13 protein-coding genes are annotated in these 15,970 nt (G+C 55.3%); 2 read left to right on the top strand and 11 right to left on the bottom strand.

The genetic code is table 11. The annotated features are described in order from the left end of the window. Nucleotides 1-425: 425 nt before the first annotated feature. The 7 genes from ACUHMQ_RS11185 to ACUHMQ_RS11215 form a co-directional block, all read right to left on the bottom strand. The gene (locus ACUHMQ_RS11185) at nt 426-1,322 is read right to left on the bottom strand and encodes a MinD/ParA family ATP-binding protein (protein WP_445295542.1); all 897 of its coding nucleotides are present in this window, start codon (nt 1,320-1,322) and stop codon (nt 426-428) included. Between the two features lie 5 nt (nt 1,323-1,327). Next, nucleotides 1,328-2,977, bottom strand: coding sequence for a flagellar biosynthesis GTPase FlhF (gene flhF / locus ACUHMQ_RS11190; RefSeq protein WP_445295543.1), 1,650 nt, complete (start codon nt 2,975-2,977; stop codon nt 1,328-1,330). Between the two features lie 312 nt (nt 2,978-3,289). Continuing rightward, nucleotides 3,290-5,377, bottom strand: a complete 2,088-nt coding sequence (flhA, locus tag ACUHMQ_RS11195) for a flagellar biosynthesis protein FlhA (RefSeq protein ID WP_445295544.1) — start codon at nt 5,375-5,377, stop codon at nt 3,290-3,292. Nucleotides 5,378-5,730: 353 nt separating this feature from the next. Further along, nucleotides 5,731-6,870, bottom strand: a complete 1,140-nt coding sequence (gene flhB / locus ACUHMQ_RS11200; RefSeq protein ID WP_445295545.1) for a flagellar biosynthesis protein FlhB — start codon at nt 6,868-6,870, stop codon at nt 5,731-5,733. 110 nt (nt 6,871-6,980) lie between these two features. Further along, nucleotides 6,981-7,919 carry a hypothetical protein gene (locus tag ACUHMQ_RS11205; protein WP_445295546.1) on the bottom strand — a complete coding sequence of 313 codons (939 nt, stop codon included), beginning with the start codon at nt 7,917-7,919 and terminating at the stop codon, nt 6,981-6,983. A gap of 212 nt (nt 7,920-8,131) precedes the next feature. Then, a complete protein-coding gene (locus ACUHMQ_RS11210) occupies nt 8,132-9,433 on the bottom strand; it encodes a GGDEF domain-containing protein (RefSeq protein WP_445295547.1) in 1,302 nt (433 codons plus the stop codon). Nucleotides 9,434-9,889: 456 nt separating this feature from the next. Then, nucleotides 9,890-11,383, bottom strand: coding sequence for a glycoside hydrolase family 13 protein (locus ACUHMQ_RS11215; RefSeq protein WP_445295548.1), 1,494 nt, complete (start codon nt 11,381-11,383; stop codon nt 9,890-9,892). A gap of 49 nt (nt 11,384-11,432) precedes the next feature. On the opposite strand from ACUHMQ_RS11215, the gene ACUHMQ_RS11220 reads away from it, so the two are divergent. Next, nucleotides 11,433-11,918: a YajQ family cyclic di-GMP-binding protein gene (locus ACUHMQ_RS11220; RefSeq protein WP_445295549.1), complete on the top strand. Its 486-nt coding sequence runs from the start codon at nt 11,433-11,435 to the stop codon at nt 11,916-11,918. Between the two features lie 214 nt (nt 11,919-12,132). On the opposite strand, the gene waaF is transcribed toward ACUHMQ_RS11220, so the two are convergent. The 3 genes from waaF to ACUHMQ_RS11235 form a co-directional block, all read right to left on the bottom strand. Continuing rightward, entirely contained in the window at nt 12,133-13,191 is a 1,059-nt protein-coding gene (gene waaF, locus ACUHMQ_RS11225; protein ID WP_445295550.1) for a lipopolysaccharide heptosyltransferase II, read from the bottom strand. Nucleotides 13,192-13,572: 381 nt separating this feature from the next. Continuing rightward, nucleotides 13,573-13,776: a zinc-finger domain-containing protein gene (locus ACUHMQ_RS11230; RefSeq protein WP_445295551.1), complete on the bottom strand. Its 204-nt coding sequence runs from the start codon at nt 13,774-13,776 to the stop codon at nt 13,573-13,575. A 77-nt stretch (nt 13,777-13,853) separates the two neighbouring features. Beyond that, on the bottom strand, nt 13,854-14,774 hold the full coding sequence (locus tag ACUHMQ_RS11235; RefSeq protein ID WP_445295552.1) for a branched-chain amino acid transaminase: 921 nt from the start codon (nt 14,772-14,774) through the stop codon (nt 13,854-13,856). Between the two features lie 227 nt (nt 14,775-15,001). Between ACUHMQ_RS11235 and ACUHMQ_RS11240 the strand changes: the two genes are divergently transcribed. Continuing rightward, entirely contained in the window at nt 15,002-15,406 is a 405-nt protein-coding gene (locus ACUHMQ_RS11240; protein ID WP_445295553.1) for an MAPEG family protein, read from the top strand. Here the strand turns inward: ACUHMQ_RS11240 and ACUHMQ_RS11245 are convergent. Then, nucleotides 15,370-15,903 (bottom strand): dihydrofolate reductase, encoded by a 534-nt coding sequence (locus tag ACUHMQ_RS11245; RefSeq protein ID WP_445295554.1) that lies wholly within the window; start codon nt 15,901-15,903, stop codon nt 15,370-15,372. The two genes, ACUHMQ_RS11240 and ACUHMQ_RS11245, sit on opposite strands and share 37 nt — an antisense overlap. Nucleotides 15,904-15,970: the final 67 nt, after the last annotated feature.

Here is a 15,970-nt window from a genome sequence, read left to right on the forward strand (position 1 = left end):
ATCTTTTACAACCGCCAACGACGCCACTCTCGGCTAGGTAATTTGGCACCGGCGGTGTTTGCAGAAAAATTCAGCAGGCAATTGGTCTGCATTTGAAGTGGGTGTGTCTACGGTTGTCAGGACAGGTCAAACTGACGCTTTAAAACCTGTTTACGATCTTACTGCGCAGCTGTGATCAGGGCTTATGTGCTGCTCAAAATCCTCATGTACCCAAGTACATTCCGGTTTCTGCGCTGCTCTGTGCCCTGCTGACAGCTGCTCGCTACAGATCGTGGGCAGGTTCCGAAGAGAATCTGCTCAAAGTCTCGTGAGCTAAAGCAAGACAAGGCGAAAACGACAGAGGAAGCGGAGTTTACTCATGGTAAATGAGCATTCCGAAGGCGTTTTCAACACCGTATTGCTGACGCGCAGCAGACTTTGAGTGATTAGCGCGATGAGGTCAGTCGCCGACACACATCCAACGCCCTATACAACAGATTGGCCCGGTCAGCGCTGCTGGGGCGGCGTGGCCACCGCTGCATGACGCTGGCCAGTTGCGTGAAGGCCTCAACCGCTTCTGCCTGGGGGAAGGCCAGGGCCACTGGCTGGCCGACTTTGTCTGCGCGCGCAAGCTGTTCGTCTTCTGGTACAAAGCCCACGAGCTTGAGGCGTACGTTCAGGTACCGGCTGGCTACTTCCTTCACGCGGGCGAACAAGGCCATGGCGGTATCCAGCGTACGGACCCGGTTTGCCAGCACCCAGAAGTCGCGACGGCCAAATTCAGTATGCAAGCGCTTGATGCTGGCATAGGCATCGGTGATCGAATCAGCTGATGGAGTGATCACCACCACCACCTCGTCGGCAGCCAACGCGAGGCCGGGCGCACTGCCTTCGACTACGGGGCGGGCATCGACCAGCACCCAGTCGATGCGGGCCACCAGCGAGTCATACTCATCGGCTAACTGCTCGGCTCTGCCCGGTTGCAGATAGTTGGTCGGACCGCGCGACAGCTTGAGCGGCATCAACTCAAAGCCGGGAGCGGATAGCAACAATTCGTCCAGGCGCACATCGCGGTTCGCCACATGCTCGAATGCGAAGCGCTGCCGCAGCTGCAGGCGGTGTACCGCGTTGTGTTGGCTGTCGTCCTCATCCAGCAGCAGCACACGCTTATCCAGGGCAGAGAGTGCACCAGCCAGATTGAGGGTCAGCGAAGTAACGCCAGTGGTGCTACCGCCGGTTAATGCCACAGCCCGGCCACCTGGGCCACCAACAAGCTTGCGCAGGCTGGCAGCCTGGTCGGCTGCAATGGTGGCAACCGTATTGTCCAGTCGGTTCAGAGTCATGCTGCTCATGCTGCCGCTTCACGCCAGGAAAAGTCGAGTGCCGGGGCTTGCATCTGCGCGCCCAGGAAGAGCGGATACTCTTCATTCTTCAGGCGGTAAGCCGGCGCTTCAGGAGGAGTTTTGAACACGCGGTCGACCAGATACAGGCTGCTGGCCATGTGCAGGTCTTCCGGTACGCGCTGGCCATTGGTCATGTAGTAAAGCGGCAGTTTATAGCGGACGATCACATCCAGGCCGCTGCCAAGCGAAAACGCCTCGTCCGTCTTGGTGAAGATGCAACCGGCCAGGTTATCCCCATGGTAACGGCGAACAACATCGTCTAGCGTGGTGCCTTGCGCGTTGGCTGAAAGCAACAACAGGCGCTTCACTGGTGCGCTGTGGCCCGCCAACAGAGCAATCTGTTCGACGACGCGCTGGTCGCGTTGGCTCATGCCAACGGTGTCGATCAATACCAGATGGCGGTTGCGCAGATCGGCCAGGGTTTGCGCCAAGTCGGTTTCATCGGTCACCGCGTAGACGGGAATGCCGAGGATCTTGCCGTAGATACGCAGCTGGTCCTGGGCGCCGATCCGGTAACCGTCGGTGGTGATCAGGGCCACCTTGGGTGCGCCGTGGCGTAAGGTCGCGCGGGCAGCTAGTTTCGCCACCGTCGTGGTCTTGCCGACACCGGTAGGGCCCACCAAGGCATAGACGCCACCTGCTTCCACGATGTCCGCACCCGGGCCGACTGTGGGAAGGTTGTGCTGCAAGGCGGTACGCGCCCACTTCATGCCGCGCTCGGTGCTGTAACCCATGGGCATGTGTTCGACGATCTGTCGGCTAAGCGCCGGACTGAAGCCCACAGAGAGTAAGCGGCGTAATACCTCAAGGCGTTCTGGGGCATGCCGCTTCAGTTCATTCCACGCCAAGCCCGCCAACTGGCCTTCCAGCAGATTGCGCAGCATCTTGATTTCACTGGAAATGTCTTCGACTTCATGGCTGATGTTGTCAATCTTCTTACCCTGCTCGCCTATCTCTGGAGATGGAGTGGGCGCTGGAGGAGGCGTGATGACGTGCTTGACCGGTTCTGGTATCGGAGCGGTTGTCGATAGTATGGTAGCGGGGATAGGTTCCGGCTCCGGTTCACTCTCTTCGATAGGGTTGAGCGTAGGTTCCACCCTTTGATCCGGTAAAGGTTCCGCAGTCAGGTCCAGCTCAGGCGGCTCGTACCGGTAGCGTGGAGAAAAACCACTGTTAACGATGGGTTGCGTATCGGGCACCACATCTCCACCGACTTTGGCAGACGCCATCATGGCAGGCAGCTTTGGTGCTGGTTGCGGGGCAGGCGCGGGTGGAGGAGGGATATGCACATCCTCCATCGTGGGTTCGTCATCGTCGAGCTCCGGCGGCAAGGCGTAGGTACGCTGCATGGCGCGCACGGCTCCGGTGTTCGGGCGGGCTGGTTGCACTGCAGGTTTGGCGGCAGGAGGGGGGCTGACGGGTCTGGCCGAGGCAACGGGCTGGGTCAGCATCGATACTTCGGTATCCGCCACGGCCATGATTTCGATGTATCCATCCGGCAGCTGGCGATTGGAAAGGATCAACGCATCAGGCCCCAATTCATCGCGCACCTGTTTCAGCACCTCGCGCGTGCTCGCACCGTGGAATTTTTTCACGACCATATCCTGTCCTTTCCCTGTTACTTGCGGCGATTGTGTTCGCCGTCTCTAAGTACCTGTTCAATGTCTGCTACACGTCAGCAATACGGCGTTGAAAACATCCTCGGAATGCTCATTTACCATGGGTAAATTCCGCTTCCTCGGTTGTTTTCGCCTTGTCTTGCTCTAGCTCGCGAGACTTTGAATAAGTTCTAAGTACCTGTTTACGATCTTACTGCGCACCTGTGATCAGGGCTTGTCTACCTTGCTTTACTCTGTTGACGACGGCTCTGACGGATCACGAACAGGCGCTACATAATGGTTTTTGTCTCATGTGGCTGCTGCAGCGGACCGGCCGCCGAGCACACCGACGATGCGTATGGTTTTGTTATCGGGTATTTCGCTGTGCGATAACACCTTGAATTGCGGTATAGACCGGCGCAGGAAACGTGACAGCAACGGGCGTAACTGGCTTGGTGTGATCAGTACGCTGTTGAGCCCTTCGTTTTCCAGCTGTTCCGTCAACTGGCTGGCCTGTTGCAATAAAGTTTCGGCCAGGCCAGGCTCCAGCCCGCCGCCGCCCCGGCCTTGGCTGGCCTGCAACAACACCTGTTCCAAGCCAGGGTCGAGCGAAATGACCTGCAGCTCGGATTCCCCTGGGAAGATCTGATGGATGATGGCGCGGCCCAAAGCCACACGGGTGGCGGAAGTCAGCTCGTCCACATCCGTGGTCCTCGTGACGTGTTCGGCCAGCGTTTCCAGAATGGTGCGCATATCGCGGATGTGCATGCCTTCTTCGAGCAGGTTCTGCAGTACCTTCTGCAAAAGATTCAACGGCAATATCTTGGGTACGATGTCTTCGACCAGCTTGGGGAATTCCTTGCCCAGGTGGTCGAGCAACTGCTGCACCTCTTCACGCCCCAACAGTTCTGCTGAATGGCTTTGCAACAGGTTGGAGATATGCGTGGCGACCACGGTGCTTGCATCGACTACGGTATAGCCCAGCGATTGCGCTTGTTCCTTCAGCGTGGCGTCGATCCAGATGGCGGGCAGACCGAAGGTAGGGTCGGTGGTGGGTGTGCCGGGCAATGACCCCATTACCCTACCGGGATTGATGGCAAGGAATTGGCCAAGGTAAGCCTCGCCCTGGCCTACATCGACGCCCTTGAGCTGGATGCGATAGGCATTGGGTTTGAGTTCGAGGTTGTCGCGGATATGAATGGGCGGTACGAGGAACCCGAGTTCCTGCGCGATCTTTTTTCGTATACCCCTGATTCGGCGTAACAGCTCGCCATCCTGATTACGGTCGACCAGGGGGATGATGCGATAGCCGACTTCAAGCCCGACAGGATCTACCGGGGCGACATCGTGCCAGCCTACTTCCTGCGCTTGCTGTTCCTGTACACGTTGCGCCTGTTCTGCCGCGGCGACGGCTTGCGGTTCCGGCACAAATTCCCGTGCTTTGGCGCGCTGCTCCAGTTTCCAGGCCAGCAAAGCCAGTAAAGAGGCGATAAGCAGGAATGCGAAGTGCGGCATGTTCGGAATCAGCCCGAAAAGGCCGATTACCGCCGCAGTAATGTAAAGCGTGGTGGGCTTGGTGAACATCTGACCAAGGATCTGCTCGGACAGACTGTCGTCGCCGACGCGCGACACCACGATGCCTGCAGCAGTGGAAATGATCAGCCCAGGAATCTGCGCTACCAAGCCATCGCCAATCGACAGCAGGGTATAGGTTTTGCCCGCCTGCGCGAAGGCCATATCGTGTGAGAGCAGGCCGACGATAATGCCGGCCACCAGGTTGATGACGATGATAAGAATGCCGGCGACTGCATCGCCACGTACGAATTTGGATGCACCATCCATCGACCCGAAGAAGTCGGCTTCCTGGGCGATGATCTTGCGGCGTTTACGGGCTTCCTCCTCACCAATCAGTCCGGCGTTCAGGTCGGCGTCAATCGCCATCTGTTTGCCGGGCATGGCATCCAGTGTGAAACGGGCGCTCACTTCAGCGATACGGCCTGCACCCTTGGTGATCACCACGAAATTGATGATGGTGAGAATCACGAAAACCACGATACCGATCGCGATATTCCCGCCGATCAGGAAGTGACCGAAAGCCTCGATCACCTTGCCGGCCGCCGCATCTCCCTGGTGGCCATTACTCAGGATTACCCGTGTGGACGCTACATTCAACGCCAGCCGCAACAATGTGGTCATCAGCAATACGACGGGGAAGGACGAAAAGTCCAACGGTTCCTTGGTATTGATAGCCACCATCAGCACGATGATGGCAATGGCGATGTTAAAGGTGAAGAACAGGTCCAGCAGAATAGGTGGCAGCGGCAGGATGAACAGCGTCAGCACCATCAAGATAAGGATGGGGCCTGCCATGGAGCTGAGGTTCAAACGGAAGGGCATGTGCAAAAGTCGCCTGGAGCAACAACAAAAAGCTGCCGAGATAACCGGTTCTAGTTCATAGGCTAGTTTTAAAAAACACGCTTTCCTATTGAATTATCTGATTTATTTGTTTTTGTCACGATTGGCTGGCGTGAAAAGGCCAATAGTGGAAAAACCCCAACAGTTGAGGCTTGGCGCGGTTGCTATATGGTTGGGGATGATGCTGTGCTAAGAAACTGTTCAAAGTCTTGCGAGTTGAGGCGAGGCAAGGGGAAATGTCCCAGGGGAACTGGAATTTACAAATGGTAAATGAACCTTCCAAGGAAGTTTTTAATGCCGGACCGCGATGAAAACGAGGCTTCTTGGATGTCCCTTTAAGCTTCCCCACCAGGGTCCAGGTCTGCAGGAACCGATAGATCTTTCGATAGTTCTGGGGCTAGGCCGCCAAAGCGTTCGTAATGGTTGAGCTGGTAGATATAGGCCAATACTTCCGCGACGGCATTGTAAAGCGGGGTAGGAATGTCCTCGCCCAGATCGGCATGGTGGTACAGGGCGCGCGCCAATGGGGGGGTACGCAGAATGGGTACTTTGTTGTCGCGGCCAATTTCGATAATGCGTTCTGCCAAGAGGAAAGACCCCTTTGCCACAACCCTCGGCGCTTTCATCTTCTTTTCGTCGTAATGCAATGCGACGGCATAGTGGGTCGGGTTGGTGACGATTACATCGGCCTTGGGAATCTCGCTCATCATGCGCTGGCGGGCGGCTTGCATCTGCAACTGGCGAATCTTGGCCTTGATTTGCGGGTCCCCGTCCGATTCCTTGCTCTCTTGTTTCACCTCCGCTTTGGTCATGCGCAGGTTCTTTTTGTAGTCCCACAGCTGGAATGGCACGTCGATGGCGACGATCAGCAACATCGATCCAGCCACTAGCAGCAAGGTGGTCTTGGTCAGGTCGAACAGGAATGCCAAGCTCGTAAATGGCGACATGGCGACCAGCTGAATGATTTGTTCCTTTTCGAACCAGAGCGTAGCGATGGCTACACCACCAATCAGGCCGGATTTAAGGATGGCCTTGACCATTTCAACCACACTACGCACCGACAAAATGCGACCGATGCCCGTCATCGGATTGAGTTTACTGAATTTCGGTTCCAGCGCATTGAAGGTGAATAACCAGCCGGAGAGCACAATCGACGCGGCAATGGCAGCGACAACTGTGGCGGTGAGTACGGGCATCAGTGCACGTAAGGCATCGAAACTGGCCTGGGAAAAGTGCACCAGCAATTGGTCGATATCGGCAAGCAGCGCGCGGTCGAAAGTCAGATTGCTGATAATGATGTGCTTGAGTGCGTCCAGAATACTTTCGCTGGTCACAATCAGGGCGACAATGCCTGTCATGACGACGGAGAAGGTGACCAGTTCGTGCGAACGGGCAACCTGGCCATTCTTTCTGGCTTCCTCCAATCTTCGGGGACTGGGATCTTCCGTTCGTTCTAGGTCGCTGTCTTCTGCCATGGACTAGGCTGATGAACCCGCTCGCGGCATATCGTGAGCAGATGTTGAGTTGGTCTCGGCTAAATGTAGCAAAGCCGCCCGTGGGCGGCTTACTAACTGCGTTATCTGTATTATTTACCGCGATTCACGCTGGCCATCGTGGCTTGGCTGACTTTGATCAGGTCACTGGGTTTTTGCCGGATCATGTCCGCATAACGGGCCTTTTGCTTAGTCATACCTTCCACCAGCAACCAGCCGGCAAAGCGTGCTTCGGCCAGTTGTTCTGTCGAATAGGTGTTAAGCGTTGCTGCGCTGCCATCGCCAAGTTTAGGCAGGATGCTGCTGAGCACTGACTTGCGATTGGTGCGCAGTTTGGCCAGTTCATCGGCACTGATAGCCAGATATTGCTCGACGCTTTTGCCTGGTGCTGCCGCTGCAACACCGTGGGCAACGACGCCTTCACCAACTACCAGTTCGGCGAGGGAACGAGGTTTGTTACCCCAGCCGGCGGTTTTGGCCAGCATTGCTTGTCCCATCAGACGGGCCGAAGGGACTGCGCGGGTGTCGGCGCTGACTTCCAGCGGCAGGTAGACATTCAATGTGTCGCCGTCCTGCTCGCCCCAAACCCGGCCATCGAAGGTGCCGACATAGGCAACCAGTCGCATGCTCATCGACTTATCAAGGCTGAAATGCTTGGAAAGGGTGTCAAGCGTACGACTGGGTTCGCTGGCGATGCCGTCAAAGCCCGCCTCGATTTTCGGGAGGGCTTCCGCATAGCGTGGCCAGGCGGAGTCCAGCGCTGCGCGTGTGGCCTCTGGCGTGGGTTGTGCACTGAAATCGTAATTCTGCTTGAACAGGCGCCAACGACGGTCTTCCAGTGATTCTGTTGTTGCAGGCGTAGCAGCTTGGTTTGCGGTGGGTGCTGCTGGTGCAAGTGGCTTGCTGGCGGCTTCGTAGAACTCGACAAACTTGGGGGACAGATCACGTACTTTCAGATCCAGAGCGACTTCGGCGGCTTGGGCAGCGCCGGCGGACAGGGCAAGGCTGGCAGCCAGAATGAGTTGACGCATGGTGGGACTCCGCAGACGGGTAGATAAAGCCCTGGCGGTGTCGATGCAGGTGTGGGGTTTGTTGTTCACTTGCACAAACCACGCTTGGGCGGGCAGATGGCCCGCATTCTACTCGCCAGCGTATGGATGTGTATTTGACGTCTATTTAGAATCTGTTTGTGATTATACTGCACACCTGTGACCAGGGCTTATGCGCTGCTCGAACGATAGGGTCATCCTACGATGCGATTGCGGCCGCCCTGCTTGGCCTTGTAGAGCTGAGCATCGGCATGCAGGAAGAGCTCGTTCTCCGTTTTGAAGGCAGGGTAACCGGCTGCACCGCCACTGAAGCTGAATTGTTTATCCAGGCCGGGTTCGGCTTCAAAAACAAGGGCGTTGAATTCCTCCCGCATACGATCGATACGCTTGAGCATCTCGGCCATGTTGCAATCCCACAGCAGCATGACGAATTCCTCTCCGCCAAAGCGGCTGAGCAGATCTTCCGGCCCCATGTAGCCGCTTAGATGCAGAGACAGGCGTTTGATCACGATGTCGCCAAAGTAATGGCCCCAGGTATCGTTGATGGTCTTGAACTTGTCGATATCAATCACCGCAAGACCAAGCTGCTTGCCTTGGGCTTCGGCTTGCTTGATGACTTCACTGGCGGCCTGTTGAAAACCGATTTTGTTCAAGAGCCCCGTGGCACGGTCCCGGCTGATCAAATCGCGGGACAGGCGAATTTTGCCCAGGCGGTTGATGAGCTGGCGGGTAAGGATGTCGCTGGCCCTACGTTGTAGTAGAGAGTCGAACCCCTCCATCACGGCTTGGCGAGACAATTCGTCGTCGTTGCTGTCGACCAATAACAGCACTTCCAGGCTCGGATCAGCTTCCAGATTACGTTTGAGGATGCGGACGATCAATTCGGTACGGCGATAGAGATGTTCGGCAATGACCACAATGTCGGGCTGTATCCGTTTCACCTCGCGTTGCAGGCTTTGCAGTTCATCGTGCTCAATGACCTGTATGCGCCGCTCTTGCAAAGCTTCCTTGTCGATCACACCCGGCGCGCCGACTACCAGGATCTTCCCGGCCATATTGCGGCGTGCTTGTGCAAACAGGTTGAAGAATTTATCAACGAGCTTATCGTTGGCGATAGGTTTTTCGGCGTAGGCAAGGCAGTTCGATTCAACCAGCATCTGCTGCAGCAGGAATCGGCCGCTTTGCTTTTCTGTCTGCAGATAGACGTAGTCGCGATGGCTGGGAAGCTGTTTGAAGAGATCGCGTAAAAACAGGGTGCGGTTGTTGTCTGCTGTCTGCAGGCTGTACAGGCAATCCAGGTCAACGACCAGCAGGTCTTCCTCACTGGCTACGATGACAGCCTGCTGGAATTCGATCATTTGATCGAAAAACTGCATGTCGAAGTCGTACTTATGCGCCAGCAAAGTAAGCTGTTGCTGGTTGTCCTCGATAAAAAAAGTCTGAGCCAGTACCCAGGCGCGCCGCTGGTATAGGTATTCAGTTCCGCTTTGTTTCACAGTCTGCTCCGCAACGATTTGCAGGCTTATCTATGCAGCCCTCTTATCCAGTCTAGCGCTCAAAATGCACGACACCAGAACGCAATGCAGAAAGCATCCCGATACTTGATTTATCCGGCTAACCAAGTGCTTAGAATCGCTTCGTTAGTTATCAAGGGATACCTGCTGTAGTAGTTCAAGCATGGCTCAGGGATAGACAATGCGCCAGCCGAACCTGGTGTTTTTCTGTTGCCAATGAGATCTATGCCAAATCTGAGAACCTGTTCAAATTCTTCTGCGCGTCCGCGATACGGCGTTGAAAACACCCTCGGAATGCTCATTTACCATTTGTAAACTCCGCTTCCTCGGCTGCTTTTGCCTTGTCTCGCTCTAGCTCGTAAGACTTTGAACAGATTCTGACCATTGGCTGTAATGAGCCCAGTCTGGAGGACTGGGCCGTATTGCACACTGGCTTCTTTATAAACGGTTACGCGGCTTGAAAAAGGTGTAGTGCTGATAGGGTTCGTTTGCTTGATAAATGGCGGCTGAATTCGCTGGAATGCTGAGCTGGATGCTGGCCGCCTGCACTTTGATATCAGGCGAAATACCAAGCGCGTCCTTCAGCGGTACACCGTCATACCAGTGCGAATAGGGCAGGAGTAGCTTTTGTTGCATCGGCTTGTCGCTATGGTTTACCACCACCAAGGCTGCTTCACCGGGTTGCTCTGTGTGGCGCAGGAAAACCAGGGCATTACCCGGCAGGCGGTCACCCAGGACCGTCACATCACCATACTGTAATGCAGGGCTGGCTTGGCGGATTGCGATCAGCTGCTTCATCCAGATGCGCTGCGAATGGTCCCATTCGGATTCGTTCCAGCGCATTGGACGGCGGCAGTCAGGATCGGCCCCGCCCAGCATGCCGATTTCCTCCCCGTAGTAGATCAACGGTACGCCGGGCAGGGTCATTTGCATCAGCAGGGCTGTGCGCGCTTTTGCGGCGCTGCCGACAGTGGTGATCAGCCGTGGGGTATCGTGGCTGGACAGCATGTTCCATGAGCACAGTAGACCTTTGAGCCCGTAACCTTCGCGTGCATCGCGTACCGCTGCGTTCATCTGTACCGCATCGATTTCACCAGCAAGCCATGCCAGTGTGGCTGTGCGGTACCAGTAATTCATCATGCCGTGAAAACCACCACCCGCTTCAAACCAGCTGGCAGAGAAACCATTAAGCTCGCCAAGCAGAATGGTATTCGGGTAGTTTTTGCCGACGGCTTCAGCCATCTCCTGCGCGTATGCGATACCCACATCCTGTGCGACATCGAAACGCCAATTGTCGACGCCTTGAGCCAGCCAATGCTGCACAAGACTCTTGGGTTGGCGGTACAGGACATCACGCACGGCAGGGTTGGCGAGATTGAGCTCCGGCATCATGCCGTAGTCCTGCCAACATAAATGATGGCCTGACGCATCGAAGGTAAACCAGTCGCGCTTGTCTGCATCGCCCGCCTTGGCCGCAAGAAACCAGGGGTGTTGGTCGGAAACATGATTCAGCACGGCGTCGAGCGTCAGTGTCATACCTCGCGCGTGCAGAGCGTCCAGCAATCGTTTCAGGGCGGGTTCACCTCCGAACATGGGGTCGATGCTGAAGAAGTCGGTCGCGTCGTACTTGTGGTTGCTTGGCGCGGTGAAAACCGGCGTGAGGTAAACCCCGGTAATGCCGAGGTCGACCAAGTAACTGAGCTTATCGGCAATACCGTCGAGATCGCCGCCGTAGAATTGATTGCCCCATGGCTGTTGCAGCGTTGGTTCATCCCAGCCACGCTTGTGTACGCCAGGAATACCGTAAGCGGGTTGCGCCAGCTTCTCTGCACTACTAAGCCCGCCGCCAATCGCGAACCGCTCTGGGAAGATTTGGTACACCACCTGGCTTGCAGTCTTGCGGGTAAAGGCATCTACAGCTGCTGTTTTCATGGTTCACTCAGGTAAAATGGTGGGATTGTCTTTATTGGGAAGCCTGATTATGCCGTCATTCGACATTGTGTCCGAAGTCAACGAAGTAGAAGTCAAGAACGCGGTTGAGCAAGCCAATAAGGAAGTTGGCAACCGTTTCGATTTCAAAGGCTCAGACGCGCGCGTCGAGCAGGCCGAAAAAGTACTGACCGTCTTTGCCGACAACGAATTCCAGCTTGAGCAGGCCAAGGAAATCCTGCTGGGCAAGATGGCGAAGCGGGGGGTGGATACCCGCTGCCTTGACGAGGGCAAGCTGGAGAAAGTCAGCGGCAACAAGGTCAAGCAGACCGTTACAGTCAAGGTAGGTATCGAAACCGAGCTTGCCAAGAAAATTGTCCGTGTGATCAAGGATTCCAAGCTGAAAGTGCAGGCCAGCATCCAGGGTGAAGCAGTGCGTGTTTCAGGCGCCAAGCGCGATATCCTGCAGGACACAATTGCGCTGGTGAAAAAGTCGATTGAGGAATTTCCGTTGCAGTACCAGAACTTCCGTGACTGATTGGAATGAATTGCGAATAAAAAAGCGCCAGCGATTGGCGCTTTTTTATTGTGACCTGAGCTGGCCCCTCCTGAGCACTTGTTCAAAGTCTTGCAAGTTAGAGCAAGACAAGGTGAAAACAACTGAGGAAGTGGAGCTTCCGAATGGTAAATGAGCATTCCGAGGGTGTTCTCAACGCCGTATTGCTGACGCACAGCAGGTTTTGAGTGGGTTCTTACACTGGCAGGGCGGGAATATAGGGACTGGAAGGGGTTCCCAATGGCTTGGTCAGCACCCGGGCAATCGCTGCCTCCACCAGGTCTGGCTCCAGTTGTTGAAGGCAGTTCAGGTGTTTAAGCGGGCAGGTACGTTCAAAGCAGGGGCTGCATTCGAGATCGAGGCTGACGATCTCCGCCTGCTTGCTCAATGGTGGTGTGAATTCCGGACTGCTGGAACCATACAGCGCCACGATCGGCCGCTCCAACGCGGCGGCGACATGCATCAAGCCTGAGTCATTGGTCACTACCAAGTGGGCTAGAGAAAGTAAATCGATAGCCTGCGCCAGAGAAGTGCGGCCAGCCAAGTCAACAACGGATACACCTGCTTGTTCAACAATGGCATTGGTATCGGGTTTATCTTTGGCCGAACCGAACAGCCACACCGCATAACCTTGTGATACCAGGCGGCGTGCGAGCTCACCGAAATGGCGGGCCGGCCAGCGTTTTGCCGGACCGTATTCTGCGCCGGGGCAGAAGGCGATAATGGGCTGGGCATCACTCAAGCCAAAGGCTTGGAGTGCAGCTTGGCGTAGAGCCGGGTCGATATGCAGCCTGGGGGCAGGAATGGGCCTGGGTAGTGGCTGACCGGCAGGCTCCGCCAGGATGGCGAAGCGCTCCACCATTTGCGGTAAAGCCTTAGGGTCAAGTACCCGAAAGTCATTCAATAGGCCATAGCGTGATTCGCCTACAAAGCCGGTGCGCTGAGGAATACGGGCAAACCAAGGCACCAGGGCCGACTTGAGCGAATTGGGCAGTACGATGACCTGATCGAACTGGCCGCGTAATTTCCTACCCAGATTCCAGCGTTCGGTCAGTTTAAGTGCGCCATGGCCGAATGGATTGCGCAAGGTGGCTTCCACCTCGGGCATGCGATCCAGCAGTGGCAGGGTCCAGTCGGGTGCGAAGACGGTCAAGTGGGCATCTGGCTGATACTGCTTCAGCCGCTGATAGAGCGGCTGGGCCATGACGCTGTCACCCACCCAGGCGGGAGCGATGACGAGAATACGGTGTGGCATTGACGGTCTCTGGCTGAGGGTTTGCGTTTACTTAAGAACGTGTTCACAGCGAGATATTGAATAGGTTCTAAGGAGCATCCTGGGGTTCGTAATCACCCGCTACATTGTATGCAAACCATATGCCTGGTACTTATTTTGTAAAGCGCGGTGCCGTTTCGAGCTAGAACCTGTTTACTCTCTGTCGCGAGCAGCACATAAGCCCTAATCACAGCCGCGCTGTAAGATCGAAAACAAGCGCTTAAAACCTGTTCAAAGTTTCGCGAGCTAGCGCAAGACAAGGCGAAAACAGCCGAGGAAGCGGAGTTTATTCATGGTAAATGAGCATTCCGAGGGTGTGTTCAACGCCGTATTGCCGACGCGCAATAGACTTTGAACGGGTTCTTAGTGACCATGACCTGTTGGCCCACCTTTGAGCACATACTTGGTTCCACAATATGGGCAAAGGGCGATGCCTGTCTTCTCAATAGGCAGGAATACACGTGGATGGGCATTCCATTTCAACATATCAGGCATCGGGCAGTGCAGAGGCAGGTTGCTTGCATCGATTTCGATATGCTTCTTGGTATTTTCTTTAAGCTGGGTCATGGTGGATTCCATATAGGTCGGGAATAGTCCCGACACAATACGGCAGGCCGGATTGGGTACCGGCTGCCGGTCATCGATCAAACAAAAGTCAGCCAGTCGGCGTGCAGTGCAGATTCGCCTTTGACGGCTGCAAAGTAGGCGGATTGCAAAGCGGTTGTCATCGGTCCGCGTTTGCCATCGCCAATCGTACGGTTATCGAGTTCGCGAATCGGGGTGACTTCCGCTGCTGTTCCGGTAAAGAAAGCTTCGTCGGCTACGTAGACTTCATCGCGCGTAATGCGCTTTTCAACGATCTCGTAACCTTGTTCCTTTGCCAGCTGGAAGATAGTGTCACGGGTGATGCCCGCAAGGCAGCTGGTAAGGTCGGGCGTATAGATATTGCCTTTGCGGATGACAAAAATATTCTCGCCAGAGCCTTCCGCTACATAACCATCTACATCAAGCAACAGCGCTTCTTCATAACCATCGCGCACGGCTTCGGCATTGGCGAGGATAGAATTCATGTAGTTACCGTTTGCTTTTGCCTTGCACATCGTCACATTGACATGATGACGGCTGAAGGAGGATGTCTTGACCCGAATACCCTTGTTAAGGCCGTCGTCACCCAGGTAAGCCCCCCAAGGCCATGCGGCCACGATCACGTGTACATCGTCCAATGGTGGTGCAACACCGAGCTTACCTGAGCCATAAAACGCCATAGGACGGAAGTAGCAGGACTTGAGTTTGTTCTCGCGTACGACCTGCTTATGGGCTTCGTTGATCTCGTCTTTACCAAAAGGCAGCTTCATGCCGAGGATCTTGGCCGAATTGAACAAGCGGTCCGTATGGTCCTGCAGGCGGAAGATGGCGGGGCCTTTGGCCGTTTCATAGGCACGCACACCCTCAAATACGCCAAGACCATAGTGCAGGGTATGGGTCAACACATGGGTATTGGCTTCACGCCAATCGACGAGCTTGCCGTCGTACCAGATGAAGCCGTCGCGATCGGCCATGGACATGGGGTGGTCTCCTCGGTTTTTAGATTTTAGAACCTGTTTACGATCGTACTGTGCAACCGCAATCGGGGTTTATGTGCTGCTCTGTACCTTGCTGACAGCTGCGTGTGACTGATCTTGAACAGGCCATTAGGCTGCGAAAGTTGCATTTTAGCCGTTTTGGCTTGGTGGAGCCACGCGGTACAGTGCGCTTGGGCTAAGATCAGTCTCTTCACTGAGTGGAGCGAACTATGCAGATTGCCTATGGCTGTTTATTGATTGCCGTTTTCCTGCCCTATGTCTGGGTTTATTTTGCCAAGTTCGGCAAGTCTGAAGACGGCACCGCTTTTCGCTACAACAATTATTCGCCGCGCTTGCAGCAAGCAAAGTTGGAGGGGTTCCGTGCGCGTGCAGTGTGGGCGCACAACAATGCTTTCGAAGCGTTACCGGCATTTGCTGCGGCGCTGTTGCTGGCTGTCCAGGCAGGTGTGGCGGCGGAGACAATTAATATCACGTCTGTTGTATTCATCTGCGCCCGGATTCTGCATGGTGCTTTTTACCTGGCTAACCGACCTTCACTGCGCTCGGCAGTCTGGTTTATCGGCTTTGTGGCGGTCGTCTATATGCTGGTTGAAGCGATATTAGGGGTTGCGTAATCCACCGTGTCTCCTGATGCGGTGGCTGTCCGCTCGTAGACGGCAAAGCTATAGGCGAAGGCTTCACCTTGATGGTGTTCGCGGCGCAGTTCTTTGAATTGCTCAGGCCGCCACCGGGGGAAAAAGGCATCACCGTCGATGTCTGCTTCAATCTCAGTCAAATAGAGCCGATCTGCCATTGGCAACGCTTCGGCGTATAGCGATGCGCCACCGATAAGGAAAATCTCTTTCGTGGACCCTACGGCAGAAATTGCTTCCTGGATTGAATGCACTGCCGTCACACCATCGACGTGCCAGTCAGGGTTGCGGGTGACGACGATATTGTGCCGTCCTGGCAATGGCCGGCCAATCGAATCGTAGGTCTTGCGTCCCATGATGATAGGGTGGCCACTGGTTGTGGCTTTGAAGTACTTCAAATCTTCGGAGAGATGCCAGGGCAGGCGGTTCTCAATGCCAACTGTATAGTTGCGGGCGAGGGCGGCAATAAGTGAGAGCATGGGCAAGCGGCTCGCTAAGGAGAAAAAGATGTGACAAAAAAAGCAGCCTTGGCTGCTTTTTTTGAAA

The organism is Chitinimonas violaceus (assembly GCF_052601015.1).